The organism is Pseudomonas sp. NPDC089408 (genome assembly GCF_044749445.1).
GTDB lineage: Bacteria > Pseudomonadota > Gammaproteobacteria > Pseudomonadales > Pseudomonadaceae > Aquipseudomonas.
Genome location: NZ_JBIVHY010000005.1, coordinates 286,804 through 307,881, shown reverse-complemented (window position 1 = coordinate 307,881; position 21,078 = coordinate 286,804). Strand labels below are relative to the sequence as shown.

At 60.2% G+C, this 21,078-nt stretch carries 19 protein-coding genes and 1 pseudogene; 12 read left to right on the top strand and 8 right to left on the bottom strand.

Annotation, left to right across the window (positions count from 1 at the left end; genetic code table 11):
• Positions 1 to 145: 145 nt before the first annotated feature.
• Both ACIP02_RS11415 and ACIP02_RS11410 read right to left on the bottom strand, forming a co-directional pair.
• The gene (locus ACIP02_RS11415) at positions 146 to 1,180 is read right to left on the bottom strand and encodes a methionine synthase (RefSeq protein ID WP_400616336.1); all 1,035 of its coding nucleotides are present in this window, start codon (positions 1,178 to 1,180) and stop codon (positions 146 to 148) included.
• Between the two features lie 27 nt (positions 1,181 to 1,207).
• Entirely contained in the window at positions 1,208 to 2,188 is a 981-nt protein-coding gene (locus ACIP02_RS11410; protein WP_400616333.1) for a DUF1852 domain-containing protein, read from the bottom strand.
• Between the two features lie 519 nt (positions 2,189 to 2,707).
• Between ACIP02_RS11410 and ACIP02_RS11405 the strand changes: the two genes are divergently transcribed.
• The 3 genes from ACIP02_RS11405 (at position 2,708) to ACIP02_RS11395 (ending at position 4,123) form a co-directional block, all read left to right on the top strand.
• Complete coding sequence (locus ACIP02_RS11405) at positions 2,708 to 2,848, top strand: hypothetical protein (protein WP_284353864.1); 141 nt, start codon at positions 2,708 to 2,710, stop codon at positions 2,846 to 2,848.
• A 316-nt stretch (positions 2,849 to 3,164) separates the two neighbouring features.
• Entirely contained in the window at positions 3,165 to 3,455 is a 291-nt protein-coding gene (locus tag ACIP02_RS11400) for a hypothetical protein (protein ID WP_201207558.1), read from the top strand.
• Positions 3,456 to 3,622: 167 nt separating this feature from the next.
• Positions 3,623 to 4,123: a peroxiredoxin gene (locus ACIP02_RS11395; protein WP_400616329.1), complete on the top strand. Its 501-nt coding sequence runs from the start codon at positions 3,623 to 3,625 to the stop codon at positions 4,121 to 4,123.
• 184 nt (positions 4,124 to 4,307) lie between these two features.
• Here the strand turns inward: ACIP02_RS11395 and ACIP02_RS11390 are convergent, their stop codons facing one another.
• A complete protein-coding gene (locus tag ACIP02_RS11390; protein ID WP_400616327.1) occupies positions 4,308 to 5,213 on the bottom strand; it encodes a LysR family transcriptional regulator in 906 nt (301 codons plus the stop codon).
• Between the two features lie 156 nt (positions 5,214 to 5,369).
• Here ACIP02_RS11390 and ACIP02_RS11385 point away from each other — a divergent pair, with 156 nt between their 5' ends.
• Positions 5,370 to 6,056 (top strand): hydrolase, encoded by a 687-nt coding sequence (locus ACIP02_RS11385; protein ID WP_400616325.1) that lies wholly within the window; start codon positions 5,370 to 5,372, stop codon positions 6,054 to 6,056.
• 102 nt (positions 6,057 to 6,158) lie between these two features.
• Positions 6,159 to 7,289, top strand: coding sequence for a sensor histidine kinase (locus ACIP02_RS11380; RefSeq protein ID WP_400616322.1), 1,131 nt, complete (start codon positions 6,159 to 6,161; stop codon positions 7,287 to 7,289).
• 42 nt (positions 7,290 to 7,331) lie between these two features.
• Here ACIP02_RS11380 and ACIP02_RS11375 read toward each other — a convergent pair.
• A pseudogene (locus tag ACIP02_RS11375) lies at positions 7,332 to 7,935 on the bottom strand (OPT/YSL family transporter); the annotation flags it as partial.
• Positions 7,936 to 8,135: 200 nt separating this feature from the next.
• Positions 8,136 to 12,131 (bottom strand): DEAD/DEAH box helicase, encoded by a 3,996-nt coding sequence (locus ACIP02_RS11370; RefSeq protein ID WP_400616319.1) that lies wholly within the window; start codon positions 12,129 to 12,131, stop codon positions 8,136 to 8,138.
• 692 nt (positions 12,132 to 12,823) lie between these two features.
• Between ACIP02_RS11370 and ACIP02_RS11365 the strand changes: the two genes are divergently transcribed.
• The 3 genes from ACIP02_RS11365 to ACIP02_RS11355 all read left to right on the top strand — a co-directional run bounded on the left by ACIP02_RS11365 (position 12,824) and on the right by ACIP02_RS11355 (position 14,794).
• A complete protein-coding gene (locus ACIP02_RS11365; RefSeq protein ID WP_400616455.1) occupies positions 12,824 to 13,066 on the top strand; it encodes a hypothetical protein in 243 nt (80 codons plus the stop codon).
• On the top strand, positions 13,063 to 13,857 hold the full coding sequence (gene xth / locus ACIP02_RS11360; RefSeq protein ID WP_400616317.1) for an exodeoxyribonuclease III: 795 nt from the start codon (positions 13,063 to 13,065) through the stop codon (positions 13,855 to 13,857). Before ACIP02_RS11365 ends, xth begins: the two co-directional genes overlap by 4 nt.
• Before the next feature lie 295 nt (positions 13,858 to 14,152).
• Positions 14,153 to 14,794 carry a DUF998 domain-containing protein gene (locus ACIP02_RS11355; protein WP_400616315.1) on the top strand — a complete coding sequence of 214 codons (642 nt, stop codon included), beginning with the start codon at positions 14,153 to 14,155 and terminating at the stop codon, positions 14,792 to 14,794.
• Between the two features lie 95 nt (positions 14,795 to 14,889).
• Here the strand turns inward: ACIP02_RS11355 and ACIP02_RS11350 are convergent, their stop codons facing one another.
• Positions 14,890 to 15,585, bottom strand: coding sequence for a type 1 glutamine amidotransferase domain-containing protein (locus tag ACIP02_RS11350; protein WP_400616312.1), 696 nt, complete (start codon positions 15,583 to 15,585; stop codon positions 14,890 to 14,892).
• Positions 15,586 to 15,852: 267 nt separating this feature from the next.
• On the opposite strand from ACIP02_RS11350, the gene ACIP02_RS11345 reads away from it, so the two are divergent.
• Genes ACIP02_RS11345 through ACIP02_RS11335 form a run of 3 tightly spaced genes read left to right on the top strand, consistent with a single transcriptional unit; the run spans position 15,853 to position 17,863 of the window.
• Positions 15,853 to 16,446: a hypothetical protein gene (locus ACIP02_RS11345; RefSeq protein WP_400616309.1), complete on the top strand. Its 594-nt coding sequence runs from the start codon at positions 15,853 to 15,855 to the stop codon at positions 16,444 to 16,446.
• Positions 16,446 to 16,874: a phage holin family protein gene (locus tag ACIP02_RS11340; RefSeq protein ID WP_400616306.1), complete on the top strand. Its 429-nt coding sequence runs from the start codon at positions 16,446 to 16,448 to the stop codon at positions 16,872 to 16,874. The genes ACIP02_RS11345 and ACIP02_RS11340 overlap by 1 nt, the downstream gene beginning before the upstream one ends.
• Positions 16,871 to 17,863 (top strand): DUF3618 domain-containing protein, encoded by a 993-nt coding sequence (locus ACIP02_RS11335; RefSeq protein ID WP_400616304.1) that lies wholly within the window; start codon positions 16,871 to 16,873, stop codon positions 17,861 to 17,863. The genes ACIP02_RS11340 and ACIP02_RS11335 overlap by 4 nt, the downstream gene beginning before the upstream one ends.
• A 56-nt stretch (positions 17,864 to 17,919) precedes the next feature.
• On the opposite strand, the gene ACIP02_RS11330 is transcribed toward ACIP02_RS11335, so the two are convergent.
• On the bottom strand, positions 17,920 to 18,384 hold the full coding sequence (locus ACIP02_RS11330) for a hemerythrin domain-containing protein (RefSeq protein ID WP_400616302.1): 465 nt from the start codon (positions 18,382 to 18,384) through the stop codon (positions 17,920 to 17,922).
• 134 nt (positions 18,385 to 18,518) lie between these two features.
• Positions 18,519 to 20,306 (bottom strand): thiamine pyrophosphate-requiring protein, encoded by a 1,788-nt coding sequence (locus ACIP02_RS11325; RefSeq protein WP_400616299.1) that lies wholly within the window; start codon positions 20,304 to 20,306, stop codon positions 18,519 to 18,521.
• Between the two features lie 148 nt (positions 20,307 to 20,454).
• On the opposite strand from ACIP02_RS11325, the gene ACIP02_RS11320 reads away from it, so the two are divergent.
• On the top strand, positions 20,455 to 20,979 hold the full coding sequence (locus ACIP02_RS11320; protein WP_400616297.1) for a cupin domain-containing protein: 525 nt from the start codon (positions 20,455 to 20,457) through the stop codon (positions 20,977 to 20,979).
• Positions 20,980 to 21,078: the final 99 nt, after the last annotated feature.

The window sequence follows — 21,078 nt, the reverse complement described above, 5'->3', positions numbered from 1 at the left end:
TGGTGAAGGAGATGTCCTTGGCAGTGAGCAGGAAATCGCTCACCGACGCGATGATGCGGCGTTTGCCGCATGATTGCGTGATCCTGACAATCCTTTTCAGGCGGTACCAGAAATCAACATGCTAGGCCCTGTGGCTGCGTTTGCTTCAGCGGGCGTTTGCCAGTTCCTGGCGAACGATGGCTGCACCTGCACTCAGCGCTTTAAGCTTGCCGTTGGCAACCCGGCGAGGCAGGGGGGCCATGCCGCAGTTGGTGCAAGGGTAGAGTTTGTCGGCATCGACGAACTGCAGGGCCTTGCGCAGGGTGTTGGCGACCTCTTCGGGCGTTTCGATGGCATGGTCGGCCACATCGATGGCGCCGACCATGACTTTCTTGCCGCGAATCAGCTCGATCAGGTCCATTGGCACATGCGCGTTGTGGCACTCCAGCGAAATGATATCGATGCTGGACTGCTGCAACTTGGGGAAGGCTTCTTCATATTGCCGCCATTCCGAGCCCAAGGTCTTTTTCCAGTCGGTATTGGCCTTGATGCCATAGCCGTAGCAGATGTGCACGGCCGTTTCGCACTTAAGGCCCTGGACAGCCCTTTCCAGGGCGGCGACACCCCAGTCGTTCACGTCGTCAAAGAACACATTGAACGCGGGTTCGTCGAACTGAATGATATCGACACCGGCAGCTTCCAGTTCCAGGGCTTCCTGGTTAAGAATCTTGGCGAATTCCCAGGCGAGCTTTTCCCGGCTTTTATAGTGGCTGTCATACAGCGTGTCGATCATGGTCATGGGGCCTGGCAGCGCCCACTTGATCGGCTGGTTAGTTTGCTGGCGAAGGAACCGGGCATCGTCGACAAACACCGGTTTTTGCCGGGCGACAGCACCGACTACAGTCGGTACGCTGGCATCGTAGCGATCGCGAATACGCACGGTTTCACGCTTTTCAAAGTCGACACCGCTGAGGTGCTCGATAAACGTGGTAACGAAATGCTGGCGCGTCTGTTCGCCGTCACTGACGATATCGATACCGGCGTGCTGTTGTTCCAGCAAGGCCAGGCGCAGGGCGTCCTGTTTACCTTCAAGCAGTTGCTCGCCTTGCAACTTCCAGGGTGACCAGAGCTTTTCCGGCTCGGCAAGCCAGGATGGTTTAGGCAAGCTGCCGGCGGTGGACGTTGGAAGCAGAGTGTTCATGAACGGTAACCTTGTACTTTAAATAGATCAGAGGTATTGAGCGGACCATTGGGCAAGCGTGGCCTGGTACGGTTTGACAAATTGCTCTTCGGCAAACTTGCCCTGCTCGATTGCCAGCCGGCTGCGTTCTTCGCGGTCGTAGACAATGCGCGTGAGCGAGTAGTCCTGGTGCTTGAGGCTGGGCTGGTAGGACTTGCCGGCTGCGGAGTTGGCGTTGTAGATCTCGGGGCGGTAGATTTTCTGGAAGGTATCCATGGTGCTGATGGTGCTGATCAGCTCGAGGTTGCTGTAGTCGGCCAGCAGGTCACCGGAAAAGTAGAATGCCAAGGGGGCAACACTGTTCGGCGGCATGAAGTACCGCACCTTCAGCCCCATCTTGTTGAAGTACTCGTCGGTCAGGGAGTATTCGTCCTGCTGGTATTCAACGCCCAGCACCGGGTGCTGGTTTTCGGTGCGGTGGTAGGTCTTGCTGCTCGACACGCTCAGGCAGATAACCGGCGGCTTGTTGAAATGCGCTTTGTAGGTTGACGAGTTGATGAAGCACTTGAACAGGTTGCCGTGCAGCACGCCAAAGTTTTCAGGCGTGCTGAAAGTTGGCAGGCCTTTGTTGTGCTCCAGCAGCAGGACACTGAAATCGTAATCGCGCACGTACGATGAAAAGTTGTTGCCGACCATGCCCTCGAAACGGGTATTGGTCTTGTGGTCGACAATATGGGTTTTCAAAATTTCAATCAGCGGTAAGGCATTGCCATGCGCTTCGGCATCCAGGTGCATTTCAACCGAAATGATTTCCAGCTCGACGCTGTAACGATCATTTTCGGCGTTGTCCCAGTGCGCCAGGGCATTGAAGCGGTTGTTGATCATCGTCAAGGTGTTGCGCAGGTTTTCCTTGCGATTGGCACCCCGCGCCAGGTTGGCGAAGTTGGTCGTGATGCGGGTGTTTTCGGCGGGGTGATAGTGTTCGTCAAAGGCAATGCGCTTGACGGTGAATACAGGTTCTTTGTTCATGGCGTACGGCTGTCCTGATGCTTGACTCACGCGGTGCGGTGCGTCCCTGCTGGGTGGTCAGGGCGGCGCTTGGTAGTCTTTAAGTTGTCCTGGAATGAGGGCCATTCTAGGCAGGGCGCTGCATGAATGATATTGAAGATGATTCAAAGTTTTTTTAGTTTTGCTCATGATGCGGTTGGCTAATCAGTACTGGAGAGGGTGCTGGGGCTTCAGTGATCTTGCGCCTGTGCTGGCCTCTTCGCGGGTGAACCCGCTCCTACAGGGGCCCGGTTGCAGGGGAAATGGTGTGGCGGCGGTGGCCTCTTGCGTGCTCTGGGTAAGTAGCGGCTTCGAAGTTGGCATGAAAATCTCATGGTCAGCCGAAAACATACGATCTTCGTAACCTTGCACCCACCCTTCATGGAAGAAAAATAAAAGGGGGCTTACATGAGCTGTCTAATTTGCGCAGGGCAGGCCGAATCCGTTGAATGCGCCCACGGCTGGGAAGAGCGGTGTTGTGCCCGATGTGGTTGTTACCGAATGTCCCAAACACTCATTCTGGTGATGATGGAAGAGGGGCAGATTTTCGATACCGCGCGAATGCGCGAATGGCTGACGGCACGACGTGTTCAGGTGCCTGTTCCTTCCATTGACCATCACCAGGCGATACTGGCGCGTTAAACGGCAATCCGGGTTGATGTCATAATAATATTACCGGTTGCCTGGCGCAGGCCAAGCTTTATCAGAGCGTTCCCGGCTCAATGAGTTCCCTGTTTCAGGGGATATTCCTGTGCCTGCTTTTCGGGCCCGATAAATGATTGAAGTAGCGCACTTCAACATGGTTAAATCGCGCCGGTCCAAACGCCTGCAAAGGCCTTGGCCATGCGAGATACACGGACGGCTCGCAGCGAATGGCTAGTCGAGCCCCGTGATAGTTCAACAGCGCAAAGGTTGCTGTGGCGTAATTCACACACTCACTAAAGGGAATTGGAAAGCCATGCTGTTTTCGAACGAGCGGGAAATCATTGGCGGTTACAAGATGCTGCCAACCAAAGACGCCGACGCTATCTACACGCAAAAGAACATGCTGCTGAAGGCTGCCAAGTTCCTCAAGCTGGTGGGCTGGTTCTGCATTATCCTCGGCTTGCCCATGCTGTTCCTGCTGGTGCCCGGCATCATCATGATTGCGCTGGGCGTTTTCCTGCTGGTACGTGCTAACAAGAATATCCAGGTGATCGAGCGGGCAACCCAGAGCTATTGCGCTGAGATTGGTGTAGCAGCAGTCTGAAGCTGGCTGCGACAGCCGCGCAAACACCAAAGCCGCAGCCTTTTGTTACGGGAAGAGGTTGCGGTTTTTGCTTTTCAGCCGTCGATGACTGGCAGGCCTGCACGGACATTTCGACCGGACTGCGGCATCATGTGCCGCTCAATCATCACCTCACCCAGGAGACAGCGATGATCAAGGCGGGCGATCAATTACCGGATAGCACCCTTTACCAATACAACAACGATGCCGACGCCTGCGCGATCGGCCCGGTTGCCTTTTCCATTCGCGAGCGCTGCAAGCAGAAGAAGGTGTTGATTTTCGCGTTGCCAGGGGCGTTCACGCCGACCTGTTCCGAGCGTCATGTGCCCGGCTATGTGGCTGCGGCAGCCGAACTGTTCGCAGCGGGCATTGACGAAATTCTCTGTGTCTCGGTGAACGATGCCTTTGTCATGAACGCCTGGGGCAATAGCCTGCAGGTGGGTGACGCAGTAAAGATGATCGGCGATGGCAATGGCGATTTCAGCGAGGCACTGGGCCTGATCCAGGACCTCTCGGCACGCGGCATGGGGCGCCGCTCGCTGCGCTATGCCATGGTGGTCGACGACCAGATTGTCAAACACATTGCACTCGAAGCCCCGGGCAAATTCGAAGTCAGCGATGCGGCTAGCATGCTGGCGGTGTTGCGTTAGGGTCATGGCCCAGGCCTTGCGGTCGACGACTGCGGGGCTAAAACCGGTGCCATCCACCGCGTCGCCTGTTTCGCGGGTGAACCCGCTCCTACATTGGGCGGTGTTTGGCTGAAAGCTTGCGCTGTCCCTTGTAGGAGCGGCTTTAGCCGCGAACACCGGCGTAGCCGGTGCCATACCACCCGCATTAGCTGATCCCGCTGCTGGCAAACGCGTCGCCAAGAAAGTCGAGCAGCGCCCGCACCGATGGCAACAGCCCACGGCGTGAGGCATAAACCGCGTGCACAACCCCGGTACGCGGTGCCCAGCCCGGTAGCAGGTTGACCAGCTTGCCGGCATTCAGGTCTTCACACACCACCACGGCGGGTATATGCACTGCTCCCGCGCCTGCCAGCGCGGCCTGGCGCAGGGCTACCAGGTCGTCGGTGACCATGCGAGGCTGGTAGCGTACGTGCGCACTGGTGCCTTGGGGGCCTTCCAGTTGCCAGTAGTAATCGCGCTGTACCGCGCCCCAGTGCAGCGTCGGCAGGGCGGCGACATCGGCGGGCGTCGGCTTTGCCGGCAATCGTTCGCGCAAGGCTGGCGCGCCTACCACCTGCTGGCGGCTCTCGCCCAGCACCTTCATCACCAGGTCACTGCTTTCCAGTGGCGGAAAACGAACCCGCAGGGCGATGTCGATGCCTTCCTGGATCAGGTCTACCTGGCGGTTGGTACTCTGCACATGCAGTTCAACCTGCGGGTATTGCACCATGAACCGCGCCAGCATCGGACCGACCCAGAAGTTCAGCAGCGCCGTCGGGCAGCTCAGGTTTACCACGCCGCGCGGCTCCGAGCGGTGCTGTTCGACGGCTTCGGTGGCTGCCGCTGCTTCCACCAGCATCGCCACGCAGTGCCGGTAGAACACCTGGCCGATCTCGGTGACCGAAAAATGCCGGGTAGAGCGCTGGATCAGCCGCACACCCAGGCGCTCTTCAAGCCCGGCAATGCGCCGGCTCAGCTTTGATTTGGGCTCGTCCAGGGCGCGACCGGCCGGGGTGAAGCCGCCGTGCTCCACCACCTGGGCGAAATAGTAAAGGTCATTGAGATCATCCATTGCAGTGTTCCTCTGGTGGAACACAGATAGTAATTTTTGCTGGCTACCGGGGCAATTGTTCTGCCCGTATCGTTTCCTCCATGCACTTCAGCCAGGCAACAGCAGCCCGGCATCTATAGCCCTTCACGGCTGAATGCCCTACCAGGAGAAACCGATATGACGCAATTTACCCAGACTGCCAACTTCAACGGCCAACGCCCGGTGATCGACCCCGATGACACCGCCATGCTGCTGATCGACCACCAGAGCGGGTTGTTCCAGACGGTCAAGGACATGCCCATGACCGAACTGCGCAACAACGCCATTACCCTCGCCAGGATCGCCACCTTGGCGAAGATCCCGGTGATTACCACCGCGTCGGTGCCGCAAGGCCCCAACGGCCCGCTGATCCCCGAGATCCATGAGGCAGCCCCCCATGCGCAGTACGTGGCGCGCAAGGGTGAGATCAACGCGTGGGACAACCCTGAGTTCGTCGCTGCCGTAGAGGCCACTGGCAAGAAGACCTTGGTAATTGCCGGCACCATCACCAGTGTATGCATGGCCTTTCCGGCAATCGCTGCGGTCAACGCCGGGTACCGGGTGTTTGCCGTGATCGATGCATCCGGGACCTATTCCAAGGCCGCGCAGGAAATTACCCTGGCCCGCGTCGTTCAGGCGGGTGTGGTACCCATGGATACTGCGGCTGTAGCCTCGGAAATCCAGCGCACCTGGAACCGCCCGGACGCTGCGCAGTGGGCCGAAGCCTACAGCCTGATCTTCCCGCATTACCGCCTGCTGATCGAAAGCTACGTCAAGGCCCAGCAGGTTGTAACCCAGCACGAAGTGCTTGATTCACAACGTTGAGGCCCTGCAGCCCGGTAGTGTGTTGCCGGGCTTTTGCTCGGCTGGAGACTTCCACTTGATGGGCTAACCTGTACGGACGGCTTTTTAAGAGTGGGGATAGAGATGCAGCTGTCCGACTTCATTGAGAACAGCATGGAAGCGATTCTCCAGGCTTGGGAGAACTATGCGCGCTCGGTGGAGACAGACCTGCCGAAGCAGGATTCCGTGGGTTTACGCGATCACGCCGAAAAGATCTTGCGTACTGCCGCCCTGGACATGCGAACGGCACAAACCGGCTATCAGCAAGCTGAAAAGGCTCAGGGAAGAGGGCCGAGGAGCTCCAGTGATACCGCCGCGGAAACTCACGCGGTTGCACGCCTGGTAGCGGGGTTCTCCATGGATCAGATGGTTTCCGAGTATCGGGCACTGCGTGCAAGCGTGCTGTCTCTCTGGCTTACTCACGGTTCGCATGCCGAGAGCCATTACGTTCAAGACATGATTCGCTTTAATGAAGCCATAGACCAGGCGCTGGCAGAATCGGTTGCTGCGTATGGCACGGCGGTCGAATCGACCCGAAAAATGGTGCTCGCCGTACTTGGCCATGACTTGCGATCGCCGCTCGGCGCGATACTCATGGCGGGCGACCTGATCCAGCGTCAGCAAAGCCTGGATGAGAAGGGCAAGGTGCTGGCCAACCAGGTCTGCACCAGCGCCCGCCGTGCGAACGTGATGATCAACGACCTGCTGGACCTGGCCCGCTGCAACCTCGGTACCGGCATTCCGGTGAACCTGCAAAGGGCCAATTTGAACACCATCTGCCGCGCTGTTGTTGACGAGCTGCGTACGGGGTACCCTCAAGCAACGATTCTCCTGGATGAGCAGGCGCGCATCACCGGCCAGTTCGACCCTGACCGTATCGCCCAGGTGTTCAGCAACCTGATTGGCAATGCCCTGCGCCATGGCGATGCAACGGCGCCGATCAAGGTGAAGGTGGCCAACGTGGAAGGCGCCGCACGGGTAAGCGTGCAGAACTCGGGTGAACCTATCCCCGCCGAAGTGATGCCTTTCATCTTCCGGCCGGAGGGGCGCTATTCGAGCTATTCATCGGGCGAGCGGGGCTCGGCAGCGGGGCTAGGCCTTGGGCTGTTCATCGCCTCGGAGATCGTGGCAAGCCATGGTGGCAGGATTGACGTGGAGTCCAGTAAAGAGGCCGGGACCACATTCGAGGTCATTCTGCTGGGTTCAGCCGGCTGATCATAGTGTGCGCAGCATTTCCCAGAACGATGCCCCCCCATGACCGATGCATTGCGCCAGCAACTGCTTGTGCGGCGTGGCGCCTATCGCCAGGCCAACCTTGAAGTCGTTCATCAGGTCGGTGGACTGCCCGGCCGCGCCACCCGCCGTGTTGGCACTCATCAGGTTGATGGCCACCTGGCCGGGGGCGGCCAGGCCGAAGCTGGCCGCTGGCGTTCGGGGCCAGCACCACCAGGGCGTGGTCGACCAGCCATGGCGCCAGGCCGCCCCATGCCAGTGCAGCGCCAAGCAGCAGGGTGAGGCCGACGCGAATGCCGATGATGCCGCCGAAACCGACCAGCAGCAGCGAAGGGTCTAAGGTGAAGGTCATGCGCTCGAAGGCAGGCGTGGGTGCCCAGCGCGGTATCGCCCAGACGAACCCGTCAATCCATTTCACTAGCCCCGACAGCAGCGCGGCGCTGCACAGCACGAAGCCGACCAGCAGGGCGATGATCGACATGTTGAATGACCAGCCGATCTTGAGCCCGGCGTACACATTGGAGGGTGTAAGCAAAATGCCCAGTACCGCACCGGTGAGCACTGCCCGCAGGCTCAGTTCACGCTCGACGCGAACCTGGGGCAGGGCGGAGGCTGGAGTATGTCCCATGGCAATCCTTTGTGGCTGTGGCAAGCGCTCTGGACAACTGAGCCCCGTCAGCCATGAAGGCTCCCCTTCGCCAGGGTTTGTACGCTTGACCTCCTCGGCTTCGCTGCGCTTGCGGGCCACGCGCGGCGCTCGATCGAATAGACGCTGCATAAGGCACGGAGAACACTTGCCAACCCTATGTAATCGCTATGGGCGCAGCATCAATGCGCTCCGCCAGCGAGCAGTGCCAGCAGCGCGTCGGCATCCAGCTTGGCGCTGGTTTCGCCGCCCTCCAGCAAGCTGTCGGCCAGGTCTCTTTTACGCGCGTGCAAGCCGACGATCTGCTCTTCAATGCTGTTTTCGGCGACCAGTCGGTAAATGGTCACCGGACGCTGCTGGCCAATGCGATAGGCGCGGTCGCTGGCTTGGTCCTCTACGGCAGGGTTCCACCACGGGTCGAGATGGATCACATAGTCGGCGGCGGTCAGGTTAAGGCCACTGCCCCCGGCCTTCAGGCTGATTAGGAAGATTTCACCCTGGCCAGCCTGGAAAGCGTTCACGCGGCGCTCGCGCTCTCTGGCGGGTACGCTACCGTCGAGGTACTGGTAAGCGATGCGTTTTTCATTGAGCAGCGTGCGCACGATGCTCAAGTGGTCGACGTACTGGCTGAATACCAGAGCTTTATGGCCATTGTCCAAAAGCTCTTCGACGAGTGCCGCAAAGGCCTGAAGCTTGCTGCCTGGTAGTACAGAATCCGCAATCACCAGGCTCGGATGGCAGCAAAAACGGCGCAGTCGGGTGATTTCAGTCAGTATCTTGAAGGACCTGCCGGCTCCGGGAGCCGCGTCCGCAACGTTGTCCATCGCTTGCTGGCGAAGGGCTTCGTAGAGGTGAGCCTCCTCATCGGAGAGCGGTACTTTGTACGTGATTTCTGTCCGCGCGGGCAGTTCGTCGAGTACCTGGCTCTTGAGACGACGCAAGATGAAGGGCTGGATAAGGGTTTTCAGGGTCCGTCGGGCTGCCGCATCGCCTTGTTCAATTGGCGTAGCGAAGCGGCTGTTAAAGCTTTCCTGGCTGCCGAGCAGGCCCGGGTTGATAAAGCGGAACAGGCTCCACAGTTCGCCCAAGTGGTTTTCCAATGGGGTGCCAGTGGCGACCACGCGGAAATCCGCCTGCAATGCCATGACAGCCTGGGCGCGCTTGGTCTGGGCATTCTTGATTGCCTGCGCTTCGTCCAGCACGACGCTGTTCCAGGAGCAGGCGGCGAATGCGGCACTGTCTTGCTGCAACAGGCCGTAGCTGGTGATAACCAGGTCGCCGGGGCCTAGCTCATTCAGGTTGCGTTCCTGATGATACAGGTGCAGTTTCAGTTGCGGGGCGAACCGCCTGCATTCCGCTTGCCAATTGAGCGTAACCGATGTCGGGGCAACAACCAGTTGTGGGCCGTTGGCAGCTCGCTGCAGAAGTAGGGCCAGTATCTGTACCGTCTTGCCCAAGCCCATGTCGTCGGCCAGGCAGGCACCGACGCCCCATTCAGCCAGGCGTGCCAGCCAGATGAAGCCCTCATGCTGGTAGCCACGTAAGTCGGCTTGCAGGGTGCGGGGCAGCTGAGGCTGGTAGTCGCGCAGCGACTGCAGTTTTTGCAGATGTGCCTGCCAGCTTTTGTCAGCAGTGAATTCGCCAACTTCGGCTGCCAACCCGGCCAGCAACGGTGCGGTCAACGGGCTGAGACGCAGGCCTTGGTCGGTGACCCGATCGGCCAGGTGTGCCAGCTCGTCCAGGCGCTTGCGCAATGTTTCGTCAAGTGCCAACCAGTCGCGCTCGCCAAGCTTGAGGAAGCGCCCGGGGCTGGCCTTGTGCAGCTCCAGAAGCTGGCGCAGACGCAGCACCTTGCCATCATCGAGCGCAATCTCGCCCTGCAGCACGAACCAATCGCCCTGTTTGCGCAGGCCCAGCTGGAGTTCATTCAGCTTCAGGCGGCCTTTCAAGCGCATGCGTTCGCCTTCTGGCCAAACACAGTGCAACTGGTCGCCATCCAGCGCATGCAATTCGGCGAGTACCTGCAAGGCATCCTGCGGCTGGTCCAACTGCCATTCCTGACCATCGCTATCGGCGTTGGCCAAACCGGGACAGGCCTGTAGCACCTGTTGCAGTGCCTGGCGCTCGCCCGCGAGGTCGCGGCACACCTGCAGGGGCTTGCCATCGCGCTCGCCAAGCACGTTTTGCGCGCCTTGGCCCGGGCGGAACCAGCTACTCTCGGCCAACGGCCGCACCAGCAACTGCAGGCGCAAACCTTCGGCAAGTGGAAGCAAATGGGCGTAAAGGCGTGTATCTGCCGGTTCGTGGTCGAGCTGCGCCGCAAATTCGGGGAGGTCTGAATGGATGGGCAGCAGCGGCGCGATGGCGCTGATCGCTTCGATCAGTTCCGCTTTACCTGATTGCGGTATGCGCAAGCCTTTGTCGATGATCTTGCCGATCTGGCGCAGGTCGCTGTTGATCGAATAGATCAGCAGGCGGGTCGGCGTTTGCTGGTGCAGGTAGTAGGTGTCTTCGGTGACGATGCCTTGCGGGTCAAGGCGCAGATGAGTCTGCCCATCGACAGCCTCAAGGTGCAGGCTGGCGTGGCCTGCCTCGAGCTCGACGCGTACGTCCGGGGCATCGTGCCAGAACAGCGCCGGGTGGCCGATCAGCCTGGGCAGGGCCAGACCGGGAAGGAGCTCGAATTCGACATTGGAATAATACGTATGGCCAGCCTGGATCGTGCTGATGGCTTGCCGGTCTTGCTCGCAAAGAAAGTCCAGCCGGTCAACTTCATCTACCAGGCGCTTAAGGGCTACTGGGCGGCCTTTGCTCCATTGCCCCTTTGCCCCGAGCTTTTGCTCGCGCGGCTCCAGATGACTGGAGTAGCGACTGGTTTTCAGCAGCCAGGCCAGGCGAGTCGTCTTCTTGCTGGCGGGGCTGGTCGGCGCGCTGGACGGCTTCAATTGGCACAATGCACTGAGGGCGTGCTGCCAGGCTTCCTGACGCTGGAGCAACGCGGCCAGTGGTTTTAACCCGGCATCGTGATGCAGATCGTGCAGCTGCCTGGGCACGCCAAACTGTGCTGCAATCAAGGCATCGAACTCTGCCGCCAGCCAGGCGTAACCCTGTTGATCGAGTTCAGCTCTGTAATCTTGCAGTGTCGTGCGCCAATCCTGCCCCTGCGCGATCGGCGCATCCAGCCAGTACAGGGCGAGCGCGAGCAGAAGGCCATCAAAACCTTTGAGTGCTGAAGGGCGCAGGTACGAGAGGTCTGGTTTGTTGCCCTGTAATTGCTCGAGCAGCTTGGAGAGCGCCGGGTAGGTGGTGCCGTAGTTCTGCTTGTCGCCCTGAGCCAGGGCCTGCTTGAGCGCCGTGTGGTGCTGGCTATCGTTTTCAGCGATGAGTGCCAGGCAGTACAGGCCGTTAAGCAGTGATGGCAGGTCGATCTTGCGCTTTTTGGTTTCCCTGCGCTGATCGGTAAGCCAGGCCCGTATCACTTTCAGGGTGTCGCTAACCTGGCCGCGCAGCAAAAAATGCAGGCTTGCGAAGGTTATAGGGGTGCATGGCTCACCGTAAAGTTGCAGCGCTTTCCAGTCGCCTCGCCACAGGGCCTGGTGCATCAACTGCACCCCCAGCGCAGGGGATGGGGAGTGCGCCATTTCAAGTTGAGCCAAGGCATAGCTACGCGATGCCGGCCCGAACAGGCTGTTGTTCAAGCACAGGTAGTCTTCCAGCAGCAGCCCGCGCACGGTGTCGTCCAGGTGGGCGAACACTTTCAGGCCGGCCGCATCGGCCTGCAGAAGATGCATAGGGTGGTGACTGGCCCAGTCCTTCGCGTTGAACAGCCTTCCCGCCCAATTCATCGAGTGTTGCAATCGCTGGCCGCTACCACTCAGCAGGTCCAGCCAGAGCTCTTGCAATGCGCGAGGCTTGCCAGGGGCTTGACTCTGCCCAAGTGCTGGCAGGCTGTCGTCGATCTGCTGCAATCGCGCTGCACCGTCAGCGGCATTTAGCAGGCTGAGCAGCACACTGTTGCGCCGCTGTGCAGGCACGACGAAGTATTGCCCTTCGTTACGCTGCTCCACTTCAACCCAGCCTTGGTCCTGGAGCAATTCCAGCAGGCCGGGCAAGGTGGAGACATCAAGCAGCTTGCCGCCCGGGTCACAGATACCCATGATGCGAAGCAACTTGAGCAATGAGGTTTTCCCTTTACCAGGGAACGAGGTTGCCAGGGCGTAGAGGATGCCCCTGCAGTTATCGGGGAGAGAATCCGGGCTAAGCGTTTGCAAGGACATCCTGGGCCTCAACGAAATCGGTAGGCGATTGTACGATACGCCGATCCAGTTAGGGCCAACGGTTTTTTCATTGTCGGTCGTTCACCAAAGCGCGTTGCCCATCAGCTATCTGGGTAACGCCGTGTTCTTTCCTCGGCCAAGGCAGCCTGCGCCGCCTTGGCTCGCTGACAGTGAATCAGTGGTCCTTGCCCTTGTGCTGCTGATCATCGCGGGCTTGCTTGCCGCCCGTTGCGTGCCCGTCAAGGGCTGACGCCCCAGGGATGGGGCCAGCAGCGCGTACTCCCGGGAGCAAGCCCGTAGCGAGGGGACCCCGGAGCGAAGCGCAGGGGCCGGATGATGGGAGCGGGCGCCTTTGGTTACTTTGGGCAAGACCAAAGTAACCCGCCGGAAGGGCGGAAAGGTGATTCAGCGCCACCTGCGCGAACGAATGCCTATGCTGTGTTGAGGCCCACATCTCGAAATCTCAAGCGTTGGTTTCGATACAGTGAAAACGCTGTCTGCGATGGCGACGTTCACTCTGACGATCCAATTGAATTTTCAGCGTGCCTCTGCCCTCAGTAAAGGACCAGCAACGGCAACGTGAGGGCGACGCCATGAGTATCGAACGCAGCATTCCTGAGCTTGAGGCCTGGTACGCGCAGTACGACGACATCAGTTACAGGCGCGAGTCACCAGATGCCTACCACCATGAGCTCGTCCGCACGGCCGAGGCCCTGCGCGACGATGGTGCCATCGAGTGGGACGACTGGCTGGCACTCAAGGCGCTGGCCGACCAGGCGCATGTGCGGGCGCTGGAGGATGCCGTCAATGCGCATGTTAGCGATCCGGACGCATGAAAAAGCTTAAGATCGCCACGTTCAACATCAATGGCATCCGTAGCCGGCTGCCGGCCTTGCTGGCCTGGCTGGAGCGGGAACAGCCCGATATCGCCTGCCTGCAGGAACTGAAGGCAGCCGACCAGCAGTTTCCGCGTCAGGCAATCGAAGCGGCGGGGTACGGCTGCCTTTACATGGGGCAGCCTGCGTGGAACGGCGTGGCGATCCTGGCCAAGGGCAGTGAGCCGCTTGAGGTGCGCCGTGGCTTGCCCGGCATGCAGGACGACGATCAGAGCCGTTACCTGGAAGCGGCAGTGCATGGTGTGCTGGTGGGGTGCCTTTACCTGCCGAACGGCAACCCCCAGCCAGGGCCGAAGTTCGCCTACAAGTTGCGCTGGTTCCAGAGCCTGATTACCCATGCGCAGGCGCTGTACGACAGTGGCCATCCTACGGTGCTGGCAGGGGACTTCAACGTCGTGCCTACCGATCTGGATATCTATGACCCACGTTCATGGCGCAAGGATGCATTGCTGCAGCCAGAGTCGCGGGCGTGTTTCGAACAGTTACTGGCGCAAGGCTGGGTGGATGCCCTTCGCTCTCTGTACCCGGACGAGCGCATCTACACCTTTTGGGACTATTTCCGTAATCATTGGGCACGCAACGCTGGATTGCGCATCGATCACCTGTTGCTCAACCCTGATCTGGCCCCATACCTGAAGCAGGCAGGTGTCGATGCATGGGTACGCAATGAAGCCAAGGCCAGCGACCATGCGCCTGTCTGGATCGAGTTGGGTGGGCAGCGCCGGCGGTAATACTGATCGGCTGATGGGCGTTGGTTATCAGGCCCGGCCCTTTCGCGGGTGAACCCGCTCCTACAACGAGCGTACCGTCCATGTAGGAGCGGGTTTACCCGCGAATGCGGTAGCGGCGGCAATGCTGTACGGCGGGTGGTAATGGGTTAGTAGACTCGGCCCTTTTAGCCCCTTCGCGAAGCGACCATCTGCCTTGCAAAAAAATCGGTAGCGCACGGATGCAAAGGCTTACTAGCATGGTGCCTGTTCGTCACGAACGGAGGCGTTGATTGCCATGACAAGGGAGTGCTGTAGCGTGAAGTCCATTGACCGAAACCTGTTGTACTTGGGGTTATTGATCCCCGTTTGGCTCTTCGTTGGCGTATGGCTTACGTCACTGGGTTATCCGGGTTACAGCCACTTCGATCAGGCAATGAGCCAGTTGGGCGCAGTAGGCGCTCCCACGCACCCGTACTCTGCATGGGTGAACAACTTTCCCCTTGGTGTATTGTTCATGCTGTTCGCACTGGGGTTGGCGCGACGCTTCAGCACGTCACGCCTGGCCATGATCAGCGCCGCCCTGATAGCGCTTCACGGGCTGGCGAGTTTCATGACCGGCTTTTTTCCTTGTGACGAGGGATGCGCGCCGCCACAGCCATCCACTGCTCAGCAGATACATAACCTTGCAGGGCTGGTGATGTTTCTTTCACTGACGACGGCGAGCGCGCTTTGGGTTTTTTTGAGTAAGCGTTTGCTGCCCTCACCGATGTTTGGGTGGTTCTCGCTGCTTTGCTTGCTCTTGGCCCTGGCAACGGTAGGGTTGATGGCCAAGGCATTCGTTGACGGGCATGGGTTTGGCCTCTATCAGCGCCTGAACTACGGCATTTCGGTGGTCTGGGCCGCGGTTTTGGCGTGGTCTGAACGTTTTGTCGACCCAACCGTGCCCAGCGTCCGTTGATACCTGAGACCGTCTGCGAAGTGCTCGTGCTGCAGCCGCGCGCGAGCACTTTCGACGCCGTAACAGCGCCAGCTTGCCGTGGTGTGCCGCTTGCGTCAGGCGCCTGGCTCTTGCGCCAGACGCTTGAGCAGTGCCTTGGCCGTTGCTTCGGAAGAGGCCGGGTTCTGGCCGGTGATCAAGTGGCCGTCCTCGATCACATGGCTTGCCCAGTCTGCCGCCTTGGCGTATTCGGCGCCGTTGGCTTTCAGCATGTCCTCCACTAGAAATGGCACCACCTGGGTCAACCCAACCGCCTCTTCCTCACTGTTGCTGAACCCGGTTACCCGCTTGCCTTTGACCACGGCATGGCCGTCTGGCGCCTTGACATGCCTCAGCACGCCGGGCGCATGGCAAACCGCAGCAATCGGCTTGTTGGATGCATAGAACGCTTCGAGCAAGGTGATCGAGTCTTTGGCTTCAGCCAAGTCCCACAGCGGCCCGTGGCCACCAGGGTAGAACACCGCATCGAAGTGGTAGGGGTCGATTTCGCCCAGCGGCACCGTGTCAGCCAAGGCCATCTGCCCCTCGGTGTCGCTGGCAAAGCGCCGGGTGGCGTCGGTCTGGGTGTCCGGTTCATCGCTTTTCGGGTCCAGCGGTGGCTGGCCACCTTTGGGCGAGGCGAGGGTGACGTCGGCATTGGCGTCGACGAACACGTAGTAGGGCGCGGCGAACTCTTCGAGCCAGAAGCCGGTCTTTTTGCCGGTGTTGCCCAATTGGTCATGCGACGTGAGCACCATCAGAATCTTTTTCATGCGAGCCAAATCCTCCAGGTTGAGGGCGCAGAGCGCTGTTTGCCCTGCATGAAGGTGGGAGGGCTGGGCGCCGCAGTCGTTCCATGAAAGTCTGAAGCACGCGCCCCGTTTACAGGGGCGGTGTTTGATCGTGTGAATATTTTTTGATCCCCAACCAAATGTCACGCGTCATCAGCGCTGAACTCCTTTCGACATGAATGCGTCCCTCGAAATGAATGCCCGTCACAAACCGGCATTCACTCCCTAATCAGCTTCGAGGGCAGGAAGATGGAAAAGACTGATCAAAGCTCAACGTCGCCACCCGGTACCGCCCAGGACCCTGTGCATGCCATCAGCCAAGAGGCCGGGGCGCTGCTTGGCGAGGTCAAGCACCAAGGCAGCGAGCAGTTCGAACATTATCGCGATAGCGCAGCCGACCAGCTCGATTCGCTGAAGCAGGGCGCACGCTCGGCGGCGTCGGCCCTGGAAGGCAACGACAGTCTGGGCCTCTCGCACTACCTTAGCCAGGCGGCAGAATGTGTAGGCGAGTTTGCCGAACAGGTACGCCATGAAAGCGCTGAAAGCCTGCTGCAACGTGGCGGCCAGCTTGCCCGCAGCACCCCGGCATTGTTTTTGGCCGGTAGCGTCGCGGTCGGCTTTGCCTTGTCGCGTTTCCTGCGCGCCAGCGCCACCCATGAATCAAACCGCGCGGCGTCTGATGATTTCAGCCAGCCGCATCCTGCGCAGCCAATGACGCCCGACAAAGGCAGCGACGTATCCACCGGCTCACTCTACACCCCGAATGACCCTATTGGGCCAGGGGCCGGTACGCCGGTCAGTGGCGGCCCGCTCGAGCGCGACCCGCTCAAAGGAGGTGAGTGATGAACAAAGATCCCTTGCATACCCCCTCAAGCGTGCACACCCCTGAAAACGATCCGGTCGGAGTCGGCGGCCTGCTGCGGCAGTTGATGCGTGAAGTGCCCGAGCTGTTTACCAAGGAACTGGCACTGGCCAAAGCTGAGTTGCAGCACAACCTGGCCACCCTGAAGGCGGGTACGGCGGCGGTGGCAGCCGGGGCGATCGTAGTGCTGGCAGGCTTCATCATTCTCTTGTTGGCGGCGGTCTACGGTTTGGCGCTGGTGGTCGCGCCATGGTTGGCAGCATTGATCGTTGGTGCGGTCACGGTGGTGATCGGCTTCATCATGCTGCAGTCGGGCAAGAAGCAGTTCGAGCCTTCCCATCTGACCCCAGATCGTACCTTGCATGCCATGGAACAAGACAAGGACACCCTGAAGAGGAAACTCTCATGACCACTTCCTTCGAACATGACTCGCAAAAGGACCCGGATTTGCTCGAACAGGAAATCAATGCCAAGCGCGAGCATATCAGCGACCTGGTAGATGCCCTCGAACAACGCTTGAGCCCAGGTCAGATGGTCGACCGCGTGCTGGCTTATGCCAAGGGCAATGGCGGCGAGTTCTTCCAGAACCTCGGTACCACGCTCAAGAACAACCCCGTGCCCACGACCTTGACGGTGTTCGGCCTGGCTTGGCTGGGCCTGAACCAGAACCGCCCATTCAACCCCGGGCCAGCGCATCAGGGCCCCGGCTTGGGCGAGAAGCTTGGGGGCGCGGTGAACACGGTGCAAGATGCCTTCGCCCATGCCGGGGAGGTGCTACACGATGCAAGCCAGAAAGCACGTATGAAGGCCCATGACGTGCGCGATCGGGCAAGTGAGCTGGGTAGCGGTGTACACGATTCCGTGGGCGCCTCGGCCGATAGCCTGCGCAACAGCGCGCACAAGGTCGCGGACCAGACCACGGCGCTGAAAGGGCAGTTCGAACACTTGCTACAAGAACAGCCGTTGGTAGTGGCGGCTTTAGGCATAGCCCTGGGCGCGGCGCTAGGTGCGGCGTTGCCGGGTACCCGCAAGGAGGATGAGCTGATGGGTGCCAGCAGCGATCGGTTGACCGACACCCTCAAGGCCAAAGGCAGCGAGGTAAAAACGTCGGTCGAGCAGTCCATGGATGATGCAGGCTCTTCTGAAAGACTTCACTCGCACGAGGATAAGCCCATGAACCACCCAGATGGCAAGACCGGGGACAAAGTCCCGAACCCCATTTCCTCTGAACAGGCACAACGCGGCGAATCTGCGCCCAATCAGGTGCTGGAGCGGCCGGAGCCGAATACCGAGGCGGTGGACAAGGTCATCACACCGACGTCTATCAAGGAGCAGGAAGAGCAGACGCGGGAGATCAAGCGTCGGCTGGACGATGTTGGTGACAAGGCCAGTCACTAGAGTCGCCCGCTATCAGGCATGAACCAGCGCGCCCTGGGCGGGCGCGCCGGTGACCATCAGGCGGCGCGCTGTTCACCTTTTAACAGTTTCTTCTGGGCTTCCATGGCCTGGCCCATGTCTTCCAGTGCCTGCTTGCCCAACAGCTTGCGGGCAGTCGGGAACAGCTCGCTTTCTTCTTCCTCGATATGGTGTTCCAGCAGCTCCTTCATCACTTTGACCCGTCCGGCAAATTCCACGGTACCGGTGTCGGTTTGCAGCAGGTCCGGAATGACCAGCGAGTCGACAGTACGGTGCTCTTCCTTGGCTTCGTAATACATCTTCGCTTCTTCTTTGCCGCCGGCCTGCTTGATCGCCGGGTAGAGGATTTCCTCTTCAAGGGCTGTATGAATGCTCACTTCCTGCTTGATGCGCTCGAGCAGTTCGGCCCGTTTTTTCACGGCGCGTTCGGTGGTTGACGACAGTTCCTCGAGCAGTTTTTTCACCAGCTGATGGTCCTGGATAAGCAATTCGATTGCGTTCATGAGTCACCTCTCAAGGGGCAGAAAAAATCACGGTTGCCTTGGATGGAGTGGGCTGTAAGCGCCAGGGTTCAATGCAGATGATCAACGTAACGTTGCGCTGCCACCGACAGTGCGGTTACAGCTTTCGTCTCTGCTTATTTCTTGCCAGGCAATACCGAACTGAGGACCTGCTTGGCGGTTTGCACGATAACGCCGGACTGGTCCGGGTCGCCCTTGAGCAAGGTGCTGGCGAACTTCTTTGCCTGCTCCAGCTTGATATGCGGCGGCAGGGGTGGCACGTCTGGGTCGGTCTTGAATTCGATCAACACCGGCCGGTCAGCCCCCAGGGCGCGCTCCCAGGCGCCGGCAATGTCTTCTTCACGCTCCACGTAGATGCCTTCCAGGCCAATGGAAATGGCAAACAGGTGGTAGGGCACATCCGGGATCGACTGCGAAGCCTCGAACTTGGGATCACCTTCCATGACCCGTTGTTCCCAGGTCACCTGGTTGAGGTCTTCGTTGTTGAACACTGCGCAAATCCACTGCGGGTTGTCCCACTGCCGCCAGTACTTGGCCACGGTGATAAGCTCGGCCAGGTTATTCATCTGCATCGCACCATCCCCGACCAGCGCCACTACGCTGCGCTGCGGGTAGGCGAACTTGGCGGCAATGGCATAGGGCACCGCCGCGCCCATGCTGGCCAGGCCGCCGGACAACGAACACTGCATGCCCTGGCGGATCTGCAGGTCGCGGGCAAACCAGTTGGCGCATGACCCCGAGTCGCTGGTGATGATGGCGTGATCGGGCAGGCGAGGGGAAAGCTCGTGCACCACGCGTTGCGGGTTGATTGGGTCGGCCTTGACCAACGCGCGCTTTTCCAGGGTCTTGTCCCAGTGCGTGCGCCAGTTTTCGACCTTTTCTCGCCAGCGCCGCTCCGCCTTGTGCTCCAGCAGTGGCAGCAGTGCGCGCAGGGTTTCGCTGGCATCGCCCACCAGGTTGACCTCCATCGGGTAGCGCAGGCTGAGCATGTCCGGTTGCAAGTCGATCTGCACGCCACGCGCCTGACCTTCCTTGGGCAAAAACTCGGCGTAGGGGAAGCCGGAGCCGATCATCAGCAAGGTGTCGCATTCGTTCATCAGCCTGTAGCTCGGCTCGGTGCCGAGCAGGCCGATGGCGCCAGTGACCCAAGGCAGGTCATCGGGTAGCGCAGCCTTGCCCAGTAGCGCCTTGGCCACGCCGGCACCGAGTATTTCAGCCACTGCGATCACCTGCTCAGTGGCGTGAAGGGCGCCGGCGCCAACCAGGATGGCCACCTTTCGGCCAGCGTTCAGTACCTCGGCGGCCCGCTGCAAGTCATGCTCGAAGGGCACCACCCGGGGCTTGCTGTAGCCAATGCCGGAGTGCAGCGTGCCATGGGCTCTGGCGGGTTCTTGGTAGGGAAGGTCCTGCAGGTCGTTGGGCAAGATGATGGCGGTGACCCGACGTTCACCGACGGCAGTACGCACTGCGCGATCGAGCAGGTGACGCACCTGTTCGGGCGTCGACGCCTGCTGGACGAAGGCACCGGCGACATCCTTGAACATCGACAGCAGGTCGAGCTCCTGCTGATAGTGCCCGCCTAGCGCTGCGCGCGCCTGCTGGCCGACAATGGCCAGCACCGGCTGCTGGTCCATGCGTGCGTCGTACAGGCCCGTCAACAGGTGCGAGGCGCCGGGGCCGGAGGTGGCGATGCAGACACCCAGTTCACCCGTGAATTTGGCATGGGCACTGGCCATGAATGCGGCCATTTCCTCGTGCCGTGCTTGTACGAACTCGATCTTGCCCTCGGCCCGGTTCAGCGCGCCGAACACGCCATTGATGCCGTCGCCGGGGTAGCCGAAGATGCGTCGCACACCCCACTGATACAAGCGCTCAACCAGAAAGTCACCTACCGTGTTGCTCATCATGCTCTCCCGTCCTGTGATGGATAGGCGTCTGGACTTGGCCCGGCGCGTGAAAGTTTCACGCGTGTGCACGCAGGTCTTCCGAGTGGAACCACTGACCGGTCTCAACGTTCGCAACTGAAGGGACCTCAGCACCTGGAGACGACACATGAAGGCCATCGACACTGCCGATGTCAGCGTACAGACCCTGTATTTCCAAGATGACGGCGCAACGCCCAACAGCCGTTTCCCGGTCGTGCTCTATCATCTGCAGATCGCGCCAACACAGGATGCCGCCAGTGCCTTCGAAGTGCAGTTCTCGGCGCACCACTGGACGCCACTCTGGCGCGGCGGGATATTCGATTACCACCACTTCCACCCCAATGCCCACGAAGCCTTGGGGGTCGCCAGCGGGTGGGCGCGGGTGACACTGGGCGGGGCGTCAGGTCAAACCTTGAGTGTAAAGCGGGGCGATGTGCTGGTGCTGCCGGCGGGTACGGGGCACCGCTGCGTCGAGAGCAGCGAGGACTTCCAGGTGGTCGGTGCTTATCCTCATGGGCAGGAAGACTACGACATCCAGCGGCCAGACAGTGCAGCGCACAGGCAGGCGCTGGCGCGAATTGCCGCAGTGCCGGGCCCTGGGCAAGACCCGGTCAGCGGCGCCGGGGGCGTCGTGATGAGCTATTGGCGCTGAGCGTAAATTTGCGAGCGGGGTCATCTCGAGGTGTTCGCAGTGCCGTTAGCATCGCCTATGCGATCGAGCGCCGCGCGGGCGGTGCCGAGCCACCTACGC

What these genes read in the sequence shown, in the direction of transcription:
- ACIP02_RS11365 (WP_400616455.1), top strand. Translation starts at nt 12,824, where the DNA reads ATGAGTATCGAACGCAGCATTCCTGAGCTTGAGGCCTGGTACGCGCAG.
- ACIP02_RS11410 (WP_400616333.1), bottom strand. Translation starts at nt 2,188, where the DNA reads ATGAACAAAGAACCTGTATTCACCGTCAAGCGCATTGCCTTTGACGAA.
- ACIP02_RS11390 (WP_400616327.1), bottom strand. Translation starts at nt 5,213, where the DNA reads ATGGATGATCTCAATGACCTTTACTATTTCGCCCAGGTGGTGGAGCAC.
- ACIP02_RS11395 (WP_400616329.1), top strand. Translation starts at nt 3,623, where the DNA reads ATGATCAAGGCGGGCGATCAATTACCGGATAGCACCCTTTACCAATAC.
- ACIP02_RS11330 (WP_400616302.1), bottom strand. Translation starts at nt 18,384, where the DNA reads ATGAACGCAATCGAATTGCTTATCCAGGACCATCAGCTGGTGAAAAAA.
- xth (WP_400616317.1), top strand. Translation starts at nt 13,063, where the DNA reads ATGAAAAAGCTTAAGATCGCCACGTTCAACATCAATGGCATCCGTAGC.
- ACIP02_RS11335 (WP_400616304.1), top strand. Translation starts at nt 16,871, where the DNA reads ATGACCACTTCCTTCGAACATGACTCGCAAAAGGACCCGGATTTGCTC.
- ACIP02_RS11350 (WP_400616312.1), bottom strand. Translation starts at nt 15,585, where the DNA reads ATGAAAAAGATTCTGATGGTGCTCACGTCGCATGACCAATTGGGCAAC.
- ACIP02_RS11385 (WP_400616325.1), top strand. Translation starts at nt 5,370, where the DNA reads ATGACGCAATTTACCCAGACTGCCAACTTCAACGGCCAACGCCCGGTG.
- ACIP02_RS11415 (WP_400616336.1), bottom strand. Translation starts at nt 1,180, where the DNA reads ATGAACACTCTGCTTCCAACGTCCACCGCCGGCAGCTTGCCTAAACCA.
- ACIP02_RS11400 (WP_201207558.1), top strand. Translation starts at nt 3,165, where the DNA reads ATGCTGTTTTCGAACGAGCGGGAAATCATTGGCGGTTACAAGATGCTG.
- ACIP02_RS11345 (WP_400616309.1), top strand. Translation starts at nt 15,853, where the DNA reads ATGGAAAAGACTGATCAAAGCTCAACGTCGCCACCCGGTACCGCCCAG.
- ACIP02_RS11405 (WP_284353864.1), top strand. Translation starts at nt 2,708, where the DNA reads ATGTCCCAAACACTCATTCTGGTGATGATGGAAGAGGGGCAGATTTTC.
- ACIP02_RS11340 (WP_400616306.1), top strand. Translation starts at nt 16,446, where the DNA reads ATGAACAAAGATCCCTTGCATACCCCCTCAAGCGTGCACACCCCTGAA.
- ACIP02_RS11325 (WP_400616299.1), bottom strand. Translation starts at nt 20,306, where the DNA reads ATGAGCAACACGGTAGGTGACTTTCTGGTTGAGCGCTTGTATCAGTGG.
- ACIP02_RS11320 (WP_400616297.1), top strand. Translation starts at nt 20,455, where the DNA reads ATGAAGGCCATCGACACTGCCGATGTCAGCGTACAGACCCTGTATTTC.
- ACIP02_RS11380 (WP_400616322.1), top strand. Translation starts at nt 6,159, where the DNA reads ATGCAGCTGTCCGACTTCATTGAGAACAGCATGGAAGCGATTCTCCAG.